The 13,341-nt window shown below is 53.2% G+C and carries 12 protein-coding genes; all 12 read right to left on the bottom strand.

What is annotated here, in order from left to right; all coding sequences use genetic code 11:
* Positions 1-73: 73 nt before the first annotated feature.
* The 12 genes from AC5JPW_RS16470 to tssK all read right to left on the bottom strand — a co-directional run bounded on the left by AC5JPW_RS16470 (position 74) and on the right by tssK (position 13,333).
* Positions 74-502: a lysozyme inhibitor LprI family protein gene (locus AC5JPW_RS16470; protein ID WP_494242020.1), complete on the bottom strand. Its 429-nt coding sequence runs from the start codon at positions 500-502 to the stop codon at positions 74-76.
* Positions 499-1,428, bottom strand: coding sequence for a DUF8812 domain-containing protein (locus tag AC5JPW_RS16465; protein ID WP_494242018.1), 930 nt, complete (start codon positions 1,426-1,428; stop codon positions 499-501). The genes AC5JPW_RS16470 and AC5JPW_RS16465 overlap by 4 nt, the downstream gene beginning before the upstream one ends.
* 178 nt (positions 1,429-1,606) lie before the next feature.
* A complete protein-coding gene (locus AC5JPW_RS16460; protein WP_494242016.1) occupies positions 1,607-2,089 on the bottom strand; it encodes an Hcp family type VI secretion system effector in 483 nt (160 codons plus the stop codon).
* A 245-nt stretch (positions 2,090-2,334) separates the two neighbouring features.
* Positions 2,335-2,829 (bottom strand): T6SS effector amidase Tae4 family protein, encoded by a 495-nt coding sequence (locus AC5JPW_RS16455; protein ID WP_494242014.1) that lies wholly within the window; start codon positions 2,827-2,829, stop codon positions 2,335-2,337.
* Positions 2,826-3,257: a Rap1a/Tai family immunity protein gene (locus AC5JPW_RS16450; RefSeq protein ID WP_494242012.1), complete on the bottom strand. Its 432-nt coding sequence runs from the start codon at positions 3,255-3,257 to the stop codon at positions 2,826-2,828. Before AC5JPW_RS16450 ends, AC5JPW_RS16455 begins: the two co-directional genes overlap by 4 nt.
* 47 nt (positions 3,258-3,304) lie before the next feature.
* Positions 3,305-4,804: a type VI secretion system contractile sheath large subunit gene (tssC, locus tag AC5JPW_RS16445; protein ID WP_494242010.1), complete on the bottom strand. Its 1,500-nt coding sequence runs from the start codon at positions 4,802-4,804 to the stop codon at positions 3,305-3,307.
* Positions 4,805-4,807: 3 nt separating this feature from the next.
* Positions 4,808-5,332, bottom strand: a complete 525-nt coding sequence (gene tssB / locus AC5JPW_RS16440) for a type VI secretion system contractile sheath small subunit (protein ID WP_494242008.1) — start codon at positions 5,330-5,332, stop codon at positions 4,808-4,810.
* Positions 5,333-5,393: 61 nt separating this feature from the next.
* Positions 5,394-6,389, bottom strand: coding sequence for a type VI secretion system protein TssA (tssA, locus tag AC5JPW_RS16435; RefSeq protein ID WP_494242007.1), 996 nt, complete (start codon positions 6,387-6,389; stop codon positions 5,394-5,396).
* A gap of 12 nt (positions 6,390-6,401) precedes the next feature.
* Positions 6,402-7,109 carry a type VI secretion system-associated protein TagF gene (gene tagF, locus AC5JPW_RS16430; protein ID WP_494242005.1) on the bottom strand — a complete coding sequence of 236 codons (708 nt, stop codon included), beginning with the start codon at positions 7,107-7,109 and terminating at the stop codon, positions 6,402-6,404.
* 16 nt (positions 7,110-7,125) lie between these two features.
* Positions 7,126-10,737, bottom strand: a complete 3,612-nt coding sequence (gene tssM / locus AC5JPW_RS16425) for a type VI secretion system membrane subunit TssM (RefSeq protein ID WP_494242003.1) — start codon at positions 10,735-10,737, stop codon at positions 7,126-7,128.
* Between the two features lie 2 nt (positions 10,738-10,739).
* A complete protein-coding gene (locus tag AC5JPW_RS16420) occupies positions 10,740-11,975 on the bottom strand; it encodes a DotU family type VI secretion system protein (protein ID WP_494242002.1) in 1,236 nt (411 codons plus the stop codon).
* Between the two features lie 11 nt (positions 11,976-11,986).
* A complete protein-coding gene (gene tssK / locus AC5JPW_RS16415) occupies positions 11,987-13,333 on the bottom strand; it encodes a type VI secretion system baseplate subunit TssK (protein ID WP_494242000.1) in 1,347 nt (448 codons plus the stop codon).
* Between the last annotated feature and the right edge of the window lie 8 nt (positions 13,334-13,341).

The raw sequence follows: 13,341 nt of genomic DNA, 5'->3' as shown, positions 1-13,341 counted from the left end.
GTGCCTATATTAAATACAGTCCCCTGTTTTCTTGTAGAAATAGAACTGACAGATGACATCTAATTTGAGATATTCAAAGAGCGATCATCCGTATCTGCTCCCGCCTTAGCTCATTCATATTTATTACGCAGCTCAGCATATTTTCTGTAAATGCATGCGTACCTTTGGCCTGAGTTGAGACGAGTTCGCAATAATCATTTTTGAATTGAACCCAGTCTTGTTGATTTTTTTTATATGTTGCCAGCAGTCGATCTTTTTGCTCCTGAGTCCCCATCCACCACCGCGTATAATCAAAGTCAGAAATCTCTTTCAACTTAGCTTCATAAACCTTTTTTAAGTCACCCTCTGATTTATCACTAATATCGCCAAGGCATTCGTCATTATTTTCACCATACTTTTTAACACACTGTTCAACTTCTTTATTGTGAGCAACATTACCTACAGCAGCCAAGGCGTGATTAGAAAAGAAAATCATAAGCATCGTTAAAATAATATTTTTCATTTTAAATAGGTCAGCCTTAAAGATAAGCGTTGTTGGTCGCGAGATTGAAAGAGATCAGCTTTGAGATATTCTATAACATCTTCTTTGCTACCACCTTCCGCCATAATATTCACCATGGTTTTTGCAGTTCTGTTACCCTGGAAAATAGTATCAACAAAGACATCTCGAATCTTAATATCTATTTGTTCCCATGCTAACGGATTGGTAAGCTTGGTGATGTTGCGGCCATATACCCCTCTGGCATAATCTTTTTTCTCACGGTAAGAAATTTCAAAGAGTCGAATTTGCTGTTGATGCGTAATCTCTCCAACCAGAGGGCCGTAAAATTTAATAAAATCATCTGCCTGCCCACCCTGTAGGTATGCGGCTTTTGAACATATCTGAGCTTTATATTCTTCAATTCCTGACTGTCTAAGCATATGCAGTATCGTTCCTGCGCTACGTTTTTTCATGTCATAACCGCGACCCAATGTTACTCCCGAATCTGAAGCTGGATGGTGAAGAATTCTGGAAAACCATGGCATGCGGGCTGGTTGTCTGAATGGTTCGACGGCAGTTATGTAATCAACGCCTTCGTAATCAAAAGTCAGTTGACCTTCTGAAACCTGTAATGATCCGCCGGTGTGCCTGGCTCGCCAGAGTAGAGCCGTCGCATTCTCAAGAGCCTCCATAAACCAAACATCGGTGGGATGAATCAGCCCCGACGCTGGCATATTAATCATGCTTTGATGCCATCTTATAGCTTCAATTGTATCTGCTGTGCAGCGGCCATCAGTATTAATGATGCGTCCAGTTGCCAGAGTATAACTTGAATCTTTTATTATCTGCTGTATCGCTTTAACTTCTTCAACATCATTGAATCCACACTCACCTACTGATGCTGTAAGGCGAAATACTCGTGGTTGATGATAGACTTTATTTTTCATTTTCTTTGTGCCCACCTACTTATTGAAGCATAAGGGTGAATACTAGCATTTACTCTTCAGTCCTGGAGTATTGAAGAATAACAGATTATCACACATTCATTTTTGTTGGATGTACATTCACATGACAGGCCAGAGGACATCCCCCTGGCCTGTTGTGTTTGTCAAATCGCCAATAACCTTACGCTTCTTTATTCTCTTTGATATTCCAGCCTGCGCTGGTTTCTGCACCTTTACCGCCGGAAGAAGATTGTTCCCAGTATTGCTGTTTCACTTTTGCTGCCTGGAAGGCATAGGTCACACCGACGGTGTCGCCGTTATCGGCACCGGTGTATTGCACGGAAGTGACCAGTACTTCTTCCAGGGTAATACGGGCATATTCCACCTGTTGACCACCCGCTTTGCAGACGGAGAGTTCCACTTTGGTTAAGTGCTTACCGCTGGCGCAATGTTTCAGAATGGCGGTCGTTGCTTTATCAATGAGTGCATTAATATGAAGGTCGTTGAAGTTGACTTTACCGGCACCGCCGCCACCGCCAACACTCATGTTTCCCGGTTGTGATGCACCCCAGGAAAAGGAGGTGATATCTGTCCATCCCGTGTGGTTAGAATCTTTTGATTCACCAGTCACACCGTCGACCTTCAGAAACATATCAATAGCCATAATATCTACTCTTCGTGGTTGAAAATTATTGCTTTCGAAAAAGCACTTATATGGCAAACAGGAAAGCATGGGGCGAAAGAAAACCGTCCATATTTACCTCTGCCTCGGATATGAATAGCTTTCACTATTCAGCATTCTTTGCTACCTGCCAGGTGCAGACAACAGGGAATAAGTTGTGTTGCTGTTTTTAAAATTGCTGACATCTGAAAGGGATAAGTCGTCAAATTAAGGGGGACGCCATCAGGTTAATTGAGTTCCCAAAACCAGACTTCTTTGCAGTTGGTAAAACACCCGCTATTGCAGAGAAACATGTTGTCATGCAAAGGTTCAATGATGTCGATATGACCACCGCCGTAGCCCACAATATTATGAAAGTAGACAACACCACGGCGGTTACGCAATTTTTGCCCGGCAACGCGAATATCAGTATAAACTTCTGCTTTTCCAAATACGCTGGCTTTATAAAGCTGATCGGCCAGTAACTTGGCTCCGGTTTCGAATTTTCGTCCTTTGTACAATCCATCTTTAATCGTGAAACGACCATCAAAATCAATATTTGATTTTAATAACGCGAGACTCATACGGACGGCACAGGTATTTTTATACGCTTCATTGCTTGCGACCATTTGCTTAAAGTTGTAGCCAATTTCACTAAATACTGCGTCAGATGGAAGATATCCAGGTTGAGTTTCTATAGATGAGTAATGATTGCGTTTTAACTGTTCGTATAAAGGCCTCATTTTTTCATCTCCTTTTTACAGGGCATCACTTCAGCCATCGCCGCAACAATTAAGGTTGAAGCACGCTGTTTTTTTTGTTCCGCAGTGAGATTTCTAAAATACGGATAGAGCATCTCATATCGTGAATTCGGTAGAACCTGTTTGGATTCACACCATCCGGTCCCTTCTGCACTATCCAGTACGCCAAGCAGATACATATTTGCCTTAATACGTTCACGCTCATTGGTTTTAGAAGACCAGGCGTTGACAAAGCGTTCAGCACTCAGGTTGAAGTCATATCCAGTAAGCAGTTCAGGATCCCGAGGGAAGACACGGGTATCGTCATAAGGTAATGACGTTGCGCTCGGATACTCAAACATTTCCGCATTCACGGAATACGCCGCGCACATCGTTAACATCGCACAGACCAGCGTTGAGATTTTTTTCATGGGATATCCTTATTGCCGGGTGACATTACGCTACCCGGCACATTGCATCACGCCTCTTTGGTTTTCAGCGATGGCAGTTTTGACACCAGGCGCAGTGAGACGGTCAGACCTTCCAGTTGGTAGTGAGGACGCAGGAAGAATTTCGCAGTGTAATAACCTGGATTATCTTCAATCTCCTGAACCTGCACTTCGGCGGCGGCCAGCGGTTTACGCGCTTTGGTCTCCTGGGAGGAGTTAGCCGGGTCGCCGTCCACGTAGTTCATCACCCAGTCATTGAGCCAGCGCTCCATCTCGTCACGCTCGCGGAAGGAGCCGATTTTGTCGCGCACAATGCACTTCAGGTAGTGGGCAAAGCGGCAGCAGGCAAAGAGATACGGCAGACGGGAAGCCAGACGCGCGTTGGCGGTGGCATCGGCATCATGATACTCGGTCGGTTTTTGCAGCGACTGCGCACCAATAAAGGCAGCAAAGTCGGAGTTTTTACGGTGAATGAGCGGCATAAAGCCGTTTTTCGCCAGTTCTGCTTCGCGACGATCGCTAATGGCGATTTCTGTCGGGCACTTCATGTCCACGCCACCGTCATCGCTCGGGAAGGTGTGACACGGCAGGTTTTCCACCGCCCCGCCGGATTCCACGCCGCGAATAGAGGTACACCAGCCGAACTCTTTAAAGGAGCGGTTGATGTTGGTCGCCATCGCGTAAGCGGCGTTGGCCCACGAGTAGTTACCGTGGTTCGCGCCGTCAGTCTCTTCTTCAAAATCGAAGCTGTCCACCGGGTTGGTGCGAATACCATAAGGCAGACGAGACAGAAAACGTGGCATCACCAGCCCCAGATAACGCGCATCTTCAGATTCACGCAGTGAGCGCCAGGCGGCGTACTCAGTGTTCTGGAAAATTTTGGTCAGGTCGCGCGGGTTCGCCAGTTCCTGCCAGGACTCCATCTGCATCACGCTTGGTGCAGTACCGGTGATAAACGGACAGTGTGCCGCAGCGCCGATACGCGCCATTTCGCCCAGCAGTTCCACATCCTGCGGACTGTGGTCGAAGTAGTAGTCACCCACCAGGCAGCCGAAAGGTTCGCCGCCAAACTGGCCGTACTCTTCTTCGTAGATTTTTTTGAAGATTGGGCTCTGATCCCAGCCCACGCCTTTATAGCGCTTCAGCATCCGACCGAGTTCAGGCTTTGAAATGCTCATAAAGCGGATTTTCAGCATTTCATCGGTTTCGGTATTGTTGACCAGATAGCTCAGGCCACGCCAGGCGCTCTCCAGTTTTTGAAACTCGTCGTGGTGCAGGATTTCGTTCACCTGCTGGGAGAGTTTTTCATCGATACCGGCAATCAGGTTCTGAATGGTGCGGTAGGTATCGGAGGAGAATGTAACCGTGTTTACCAGCGCCTGCTGCGCCAGGGTCTGCACCGCCGTTTCAACCGCTGAACGCGCTTGTTCGGTTTTTGGGCGAAACTCTTTGTTCAGCAGCGCACTGAATTCGTCCTGACTGAAGACCTCTTCACGCTGCAGTTCATGCTGTTGGGTTGGATTGCTCATGGTTTACTCCTCTTTACCTTGCTCATTGCCGTGGTTATCCGGCAATTGGCTTAAGGATTTCAGCAGCGTAGGATCTTTGAGAATTTTGGCGATCAGCTCTTCGGCCCCGTTTTTACCATCCATGTAGGTCAGCAGGTTGGATAACTGGGTGCGTGCTTCCAGCAGCGCATTCAGCGGTTCGACCTTGCGAGCCACCGCATCCGGCAGGAAATCTTCCATGCTGTCGAAGGTTAAATCCACGTTCAGCTTGCCTTCGCCGGTGAGGGTATTGTCGACCTGGAACGCCACGCGCGGTTTCAGCGCTTTCATGCGTTCGTCGAAGTTATCGATGTCGATTTCCAGAAATTTTCGCTCATCAATCGACGGCAGATTATCGACCGGTTTACCCACCAGGTCGGCCATCACGCCCATCACAAAGGGAAGCTGGATTTTGCGCTCCGCGCCGTACACTTCCACGTCATACTCAATCTGTACGCGTGGTGCGCGGTTACGCGCGATAAACTTTTGTCCACTGTTACTTATTGCCATGATGCTCTCCATCGAAGATGCGCGGTGACGCGGTGGGATTGTTTCACCCCGTCGTCAAAGGTTATGAGTGACGCCCAAAAATGTTTTCCAGTTGCTGTACGCCATCCGGGGCAAGGTCGCGAATAATCGCCATAAAATCCTGTTCAATAAGCCGCTGTACACGGTCGATCATCAGCGGCGCCGGGTGGCTGGGTTCGTGCTGCGAAAAGTAGAATTTCACCTTTTCCAGCATCAGTTGCGCATCCGCCCGGTTGGTTATCTCAGCGCTACGCCAGTCGCCGCGGACGTTTACGCTGGCAACGGGGGTTGCGACCGTGTCATCTGCAGTGACGACGGGCGTCTCATCCTGCGGGGTGCGGGAGACGCTGTTGATGGTGGTCGCGGTCTTGATCAGTTGGTCCATTTCCGGTGCTCCACTCTCACTGAGTTTGTCCACCAGCCAGCTGCGGATAGTGGTCAGACGCCCTTCAATTTGTCGCATGATGCCGCCGTCACCTTGCCCGGCACGCGCCAGTTCATCCACCAGACGCGCCCGTCCACCAGGGAACCCTGCACATTCAGTTTTACTGCCGTCCAGCAATGCCTGGGCATCGCGCACGTTGAGTTCATCACCATTGCTGCGCAGTAAAACGCTCTGGCGCAGCGTGGTGGTCAACTCAGATTTGTCGCCCAGACCTGCCAGGGCATTAATGCGGTAAAACGGATCGTATTCCCCGTTCTCGGTCAGTGCCGGCCAGAGCGCCTCCCAGTAGAGCGCCAGTGCCTGCCCGATGAGAGACAGGCCGTTGGCGTAACCTTCCAGCCCCTGGCGACGGGTCCAGGCGTGAGTTAACGCCACCATCACCCTTAAGTCTTTGGTACGGGCGAGCAGTGCAGTGGCCAGCTTTTCTACCCGGTTCCAGTCCGCCGGTTCCGCCGGAATAATGGTGTCACCGAATTGCTGTTCCGCTTTTCCCTGGCTTGCCTGCTCCAGCGCCTGAAACTCGGCGTCATATTCCAGATTTTCACCACACGGCTGCTCTGAGCTGACCGGGGCGAGTAAAGTTTCGAGTGTCATGGTGGGACTCACTTATTCAAACATCGGGGGATAGAGGCCATGTCTGCCCGGTCGAGCGCCCCCTGCCGGATCAAACAACAACGTAAACAACTGCCCGGTGAAATTACCGCTATGAACATGGGTGTAGAGCGGATAACCGTCGCAGCGGTTAGTCCACCAGAAGCTGGTCTGGCGCTGGGGGTCGAAACACTCAGCCGCCTGACGCCATCCCAGGGTGGATTCACCGTCACCCTCGTAACCCAGCACGTCCAGGATGTCCGACCGGCTTTCGACTTCAACAGCCTGTGGCGTGGGAATCGACAACAGCGCCTGATCAAGTTGTTCCGGCGAATAGCCATTTTTCACGGCATGCAGCAACGTACGCCCAAGTTGCTGATACCAGTCGCCTGACTGTGCAAGCTGGCGCGGCGACCACTCAGCCGGGTTGATAGCTAACAGCGCACAAACCGGGTACTGGCGACCGACGCTGTCGCGCCCAGGTAACAAACAGCCCATCTGCACCTGCTGCCCACCGAGCATGGGAGGCACAACAAAATTCCACACCGGTGCATGACCAAACTTTCTCTCGGGTGCGCTTTCCGCCTCTTTCTGCCAGTTCAGTAGCCCAAGCTGAAACCAGTGGGACCACTGACGTTGCAGGGCATCCGGGAAGCGACGCTGGAGGAAATCACCGGCACTGGGTAACTTTCCGTACCAGCTCAAAACTGAAGGTGTTGTCATTCGGCTTTCCTTGCGGTTATGGACACGCGAAGCGCGGAAGCTGGAACGGATTACGGATACTGCCAGGGATGAACTCCAGTGTGACCTGATGACCATCGACGCTGAACGTGGCCTGGCGCGCCAGGCTGCTGCTGCCAGGGCTGACGCGGGCTTTGTCGACAAAACGGTTCAATGCCCAGGCACCGTTGCTGACCAACGTAGAGGTGGTACCGTTAGTTAACCCCAGTTGCATACGTACCTGATTGGTTCCACCGGGGCCCGGCCAGTTGATCACCTGCACCGCCTGCGGGCCATGGCTGTAGCGTAGAATTTGCCCGTCAACATCCAGCGTTAAGTTAAGAATGGCGTTATCCATCTGCACCGTGCGCACCGTGGTGCGAAACGACGGTGTCGTGCTGCCGTTGGCAAAGAACGCATCGCGAATCGACTGCGCCTGCTGGAACGGAGCCAGTAGTCCTTCACTTCCCGGCAATGTTTTACCGTCTATACCCGGCGTGAAGCGCCACGGTGACTGGGTGGTATCAACTTTGTTGGTCAGGTTGTCACGAAAGAAGCTGTCCATTAGCCCGGTGCCAGGTGCAAACATGCGGGCCAGATCGTCAGGCGTCACATCCGCGCTGGCGGAACGCACCAGAGGGTAGCGCCCGGCAACGGCCTGACGGCAAAAACTCCCCACTTCTACGCTGATTCGCTTACGCACGTTATCGAGTTCGCGACGCTGGGTATCACTGCTGGCCCCCACCGCCATATTGCTGAACATGGATTGCAACCCACCTGGTAAACGCCCTGCGCTGGCCTGCAGGCGGCTTATCGCCTCGCCACCCGGCGGTGGCATCCCGCTGTTCGCCGCATCCTGCACGGCGGTCAGGTAGCGGTAAAGTTCATCCACTTGTTTGAGAAAATCGTCGATGATCAGCGCCTTACCACCTTTTTCCAGCGGCTGCGCCAGTTCGATAACCGGTGCATAGTGTTCGGTCACCCGCTGTTCCGGAGACTGATTTATCGCCACCACCGGTGCGCTGCCCGACTCATCATGCCCACCAAACAGCGCATTCAGCGTGCGGCTGGTCGAACTGGCTTCTGGCGCTTTGTTCTCCCCTTCCTGGGGAAGATCGCGTGTTAGCGTCAGAACCTGACTCAGGTTCACCACCAGTTGACGCAGCGGCGAGGCATTGCCGGACAGCAAGCGTGCCGTGTTTATACGCTGGGTCAGATTGGCGCTGTTGTTAAGCTGAATGTCACTTAAGAAGCCATCCCACTGGCTGATAAAGTCACTGGCATAAAGCTGGCGCACTGCGCTGTCTGTCTCTTGCGATGCCTGAGCCAGAGAACTGCCCAGCACCCACAGGTCATCCGCATGCAGTGCTTTGGTAACAGGACCAATCTGCGGATCGACATGTTTCCAGTAACCGTCCGGAGTAAATAGCCCCGGCACGCCGTCGCTCATTGAAGCGCCGCTTTTGCGCGAGAACACCAGTTCACTCTGCGGCCCGCCAAGGCTTGCCAGCGACACCGGTTTGAGAATTTCATCGGCAGCCAGCAGGCGTTTGAGACGACCGTATACACGTGTTGCCAGCGGCTGTTGGTTAATCAGCGCCTGTTCACGAGCAATCAGCGCCTCATCTTTGGCAAAAGGCGAAGACTGAATTTGCGGTTCCAGCAGTTGGGTCAGATGCCACTCCATGCGACGAAGCTGCGCTTTGGTCATATTCGGCGGCAGATTACGCTCCAGATTCAGCATCACCCAGGCATGAAGAAACTTGCCGTCGTAATGTTTAGGCTGGTAGAGCATCTGGTAGGCTTTCAGGGCCTCGTAGCTGTACTCCACATCCCGTCCGTCGTCGCTACGTAGCCACTGAGTGATGCGTGTCGCCACATCCGGCAACAGCAGTTGGTCCAGCGCCTTCTGGTAGAGCGTCTGCGAGGCGTCCGCAACATCATTCCCCCGGTACAGCCCCATGCGACGGGTTAACGGCGGATGGTTTACATCAAAATGCTCGCTCTGCGGCAGTGCGCTAAGGCTATCGAGCAGCGGTAACAGGGCAAAAAGGTCACCCTGAGTACGGGTGCGCAATGCTTTTACCTGCTCGCTGATACCGGGGACTTTGGCATCCACTTCCGCCAGATAATCCCGGTTGTTGCCGTAGCTGGTCAGCCATAACCCGCTGATGACGATAAGGAGTGCCAGCAGAGCCGCGTACCCCGCCCACATCACCGCCCGGTTGCGCATTTCCCACCAACGATTCTGTCCGGCGATCCCGGCTTCCTGGAAAATCACGTTTTGCAGCAGATTCTTGATAAAGAAGCTCTGCCCCTTGTTGCCCGGCACCGGTTCTTCTTTGCTGACCGCATCCCAACTGTCGCCCGCCTCGCCTCGTGGTAACGAGAGTGAACGTGCCAGTTCGCCCATCACCCGGTCAAACGGCAGCCCTTCCTGAGTACCGCTGGCTAGGTAGATGCCGCGTGGGGAAAATTCAGTTTCAAAGTTGGAGCGGGCAAACAGGGTTTGCAGGTAATCCGCCAGCAGAGGCCGAAGTGCGGCAAACTCTTGCGGGAAGAGATAACACTCTGCGCGCGCCTGCGCATCGCTCTCTTTGAGCAGGATGTCCGGCAGTGCGGCATCAAGTCGCTGTTGCAGCAGTGCATACTCCTGGGTAAAACGGCCGTTCAGATCGAATCCGGCCTGTTTACCCTCTTCCCACGGGAAGGTGAAGCCCCAGATCTGGTCACGCTGCGCTTTGTCAAACCCGGAAAAATAGGCGCGAAAACCTTTGAGCAGATCCGCTTTGGTCACCAGAATGTAGACAGGGAAGCGAATCCCCAGTTGCTCATGCAGTTCACTCAGGCGCTGACGCAGGTTCTGCGCCTGTTCGCGAGACGCCTCTGCCGACTGGGTCAGCAGATCGGCGATGCTGACGGTGACAATGACGCCGTTAATCGGCTGGCGACGACGATATTTTTGCAGTAGCCCGAGAAACTTCAGCCACTCGCTGGCATCCTGCGCCTGCTCACTCTGCTGGGTGCTGTAGCGCCCGGCGGTGTCCAGCAAAACGGCTTCGTTGGTAAACCACCAGTCGCAGTTACGTGTCCCGCCAATCCCGCGCAGTGCCGTTTTGCCAAATTTATCTGCAAGAGGAAATTGCAGCCCGGAATTCACCAGCGCGGTGGTTTTCCCCGCCCCCGGTGCGCCGATGACCACATACCACGGCAGTTGGTACAGATACTGGGTGCTGAAACGCTGAGTCCACTGCCCGCCACGCTGACCCGGCTGATTAAAGTGGGCTTTTTTGAGGATCTGCGACGCTTCTTCAAAACGGTCGTTGAGGATCTGATCTTCGTTGCTCAGCCGCTTGCTGTCAGCAGGCTGGGCGGTTGCATTCTCACTTTTCAGGTTATCCATCAGCTTGCGGTTGAGCCAGGCGTTGTAAAGACGCGGCACAATGTGGCTTTGCATCCAGATGAAGTACATCACGGCGATGGTGATAATGCGGTTTTGTTCCGACTCCAGTGGTCGGGAGTCAACGACGGAGAGCAGCGGACCTATCATCCAGACCACGGCGGCCAGCGCCGTCATGCCAAGAAAACCCCACAAAATGCGGTTGGTCAGAATTGAAAGCAAACTCATCATCCTTAGTTTCCTTGTGGCAATCCGTTCAGTTCGGCTGCCGTGTTATCCGGCGAGACCAGCAACGTCACTTCCACCCGGCGGTTACGGGCCCGGTTTTCTGCCGAATTGTTAGGTGCGATAGGGTTCATCTCCCCTCGCCCTTCGGCTTTGACTCGCCCTGGCTGGCTAAGCTGTTTTTCCAGCAGCGACTGCACGGAACGGGCACGCTCCAGCGAAAGTTCATAGTTAGAGGCAAACCGTGCACTACGGATCGGTACGTTGTCGCTGTAACCCACCACCAGAATCTTGCCGCTGACGTTATTCATCGCCTGAGCCACACGCGCAATAACAGGTTCGTAGGAATCTCTGGCGACCGTTGAGCCGGAGGCAAACAGACCATCGCCTTTTAGGGTGACCACGCTGCGATCCGTACCATCGCGAACGGCGACCAGTCCCGCATCGATTTCCGGTTTCAGGAAGGCACGCAGGTTGAGAACCGGCGGTAGCGAAGGTGCCGATTGGGCGATGGTTGTTTCCGGAAGCGTCGTCTGGTAAATCTTCGCCAGTACGGGATTGGTGCCGTCTCCCAGACGCCAGTTGAGCACGATGTAAAACAGGCAGGCGATAAACCCGGCCAGTGCGACACAGGCCCATAATGGAATGACCGGACGCCAGAGTTTACGCAGCACCGGCTGGTCTTCCGGGTGCGGCGACAACGGTGGCGGGTAGTTGCCGCGCACACCGCGAATCATCTGCCACAGACGCTGTTTAATGGTGTCCAGTTGTGTGCGACCGTTATCCATGACCCGGTAACGCCCTTCAAACCCGAGTAGCAGGCAGTAGTTGATGAGCTCAAGCAGTGCTACGTGTTCACGCGGGTTTTGCGACAATCTGGCGAGCAGTTGAAAGAACTTTTCGCCGCCCCAGGTTTCGTTGTGGAAGGTAACCAGCAAGCCGCTACCGGACCAGACTCCCCGACTTCCCCAGGGGGTCAGCGCCGCCGCTTCGTCCAGCGCGGTACACAGGCAATAACGGGCACCCACAATCACTTCATAGGTCAGTCCCGATTGTTGGCAGCGCACTTCAAAGCGCCTGATTTCATCGATCAACTGCTGACGTAGCCCCGCCTGATCGTTATGAGAAACGGAGTGGCGAATCTGCGGAATTGCGTTGAGTAAGGGATTCGCAGCCACCACCAGCGGATTGTTCCCACTCGCGGCTGCGGCGGCGTCACTGCCATTGAAGGTCTGTTCCTGCATGTCTGCGCTCGCTATTGTTCGCTTTGTTGACGAATGGCCCAAAATTCCATGTCCAGTCCGGGGAATTCACCGGCCAGATGCAGCGCAAAAGCGCCCGATTTTTCCATCTCGCCCCACAACTCGCCGCCCTTCTCCAGCTCGAAGTAGTTGTAGCCCGCATGCCAGGGAATTTGCGGTGGTGCAACGGACATCACGCGCAATCTCATGCCCGGCAGTTGCAGTTGCACCAGGTCGCGAATTTTGGTGACCGGTGCGACTTTCATCTGTGCCGGGAAGTGGGTTTGCAGTACATCGCCCGGCACATTGGCCTTCACGGCCAGCACAAAACCGAATTCACGGGCCATGCTGGTTGTGGGCAAGGTTGCGACGTTCAGGCCATGGGTGCGCTCGGTGAGTGGCAACTGAATAGCATGCTCTTCCATCACCAGCGACAGTCCCTGTCGCAGCATCAATCCCAGTCGCTCGAAGCAGTCCGCGAGGTTGTCATGATCGTAAACCGGCAAAACGTCCTGCGGTGCGCGGGCTGCCGTCCAGGTCGACAGCTCGGTGGCAAAAGCCAGCCAGTCGCGCCAGAGATCTTCCGGGTGCAGCAAGGGCAGTGTTTTCAGATGGGTAATCAGCCCTACATGGTGGTTAATCAGCGCAAGCAGTGAAAACTCCACCATTTCCGAGGTATTAAAACGACCCGGTTGGCGTAAACGTTGCGCCAACTGTTGACTACGTTGTACTAACAGGCTTTGCAGATCGTTCATCATCGCGAACAAAGACGGACTGTTCGTGGCATTCAGCATCGGCGGAATGTAACTGCTGTCATGGCGAATGTGATTGTCGTTGCGCTTTTCCAGTACCTGCACCACTCCCATCGCCGTCCATTCTGCGCTGAGATCTTTCTCCAGCATGAGCTTCAGACGTAAACGACCGAACTGCAGAGCAGCCGGACCGATAGACATCGCATTGTCGTCATCCACTTCGGTTTCGAAGGTGACAAAACGCGCCAGCGAATCTTTTTCTTCACTGAAGATCACTTCATCACGCCCACCACGCCGTGCCGGAAGTGCCAGCACCACGCGTTCATGCGTGAGATTGTCCGGAATCAGCAGCGGTGTGGGTGCACTCTTCGGATCGCGAAAGGAAAAAAACGTGCCATCCGGTAGCAGACCGCTGGCATAACTCAGGGCAATGCTGCCCTGGCGAAGCATGGTTTCATCGAGTTCAAAATCAAGAAATCCCCACAAATAAGGACGCTGTAACGACCCCCATTCGCGGATATGGTTTTCAAGGTGACTTTCCGCGCGTTGGAAATGATGAGGCCGCAGAAACATACCTTCGGTCCAGACGACCTTTTCTGCTTTATTCATTCTGTTTT

The organism is Phytobacter sp. (assembly GCF_059074235.1).
Note: the sequence above shows the minus strand (reverse complement) of the source record. Positions and strands in the feature narration are given on the sequence as shown.

Bases quoted from the DNA above. Each gene is read 5' to 3' on its own strand.
- AC5JPW_RS16470 (WP_494242020.1), bottom strand. From the start codon at position 502: ATGAAAAATATTATTTTAACGATGCTTATGATTTTCTTTTCTAATCAC.
- AC5JPW_RS16465 (WP_494242018.1), bottom strand. From the start codon at position 1,428: ATGAAAAATAAAGTCTATCATCAACCACGAGTATTTCGCCTTACAGCA.
- AC5JPW_RS16460 (WP_494242016.1), bottom strand. From the start codon at position 2,089: ATGGCTATTGATATGTTTCTGAAGGTCGACGGTGTGACTGGTGAATCA.
- AC5JPW_RS16455 (WP_494242014.1), bottom strand. From the start codon at position 2,829: ATGAGGCCTTTATACGAACAGTTAAAACGCAATCATTACTCATCTATA.
- AC5JPW_RS16450 (WP_494242012.1), bottom strand. From the start codon at position 3,257: ATGAAAAAAATCTCAACGCTGGTCTGTGCGATGTTAACGATGTGCGCG.
- tssC (WP_494242010.1), bottom strand. From the start codon at position 4,804: ATGAGCAATCCAACCCAACAGCATGAACTGCAGCGTGAAGAGGTCTTC.
- tssB (WP_494242008.1), bottom strand. From the start codon at position 5,332: ATGGCAATAAGTAACAGTGGACAAAAGTTTATCGCGCGTAACCGCGCA.
- tssA (WP_494242007.1), bottom strand. From the start codon at position 6,389: ATGACACTCGAAACTTTACTCGCCCCGGTCAGCTCAGAGCAGCCGTGT.
- tagF (WP_494242005.1), bottom strand. From the start codon at position 7,109: ATGACAACACCTTCAGTTTTGAGCTGGTACGGAAAGTTACCCAGTGCC.
- tssM (WP_494242003.1), bottom strand. From the start codon at position 10,737: ATGATGAGTTTGCTTTCAATTCTGACCAACCGCATTTTGTGGGGTTTT.
- AC5JPW_RS16420 (WP_494242002.1), bottom strand. From the start codon at position 11,975: ATGCAGGAACAGACCTTCAATGGCAGTGACGCCGCCGCAGCCGCGAGT.
- tssK (WP_494242000.1), bottom strand. From the start codon at position 13,333: ATGAATAAAGCAGAAAAGGTCGTCTGGACCGAAGGTATGTTTCTGCGG.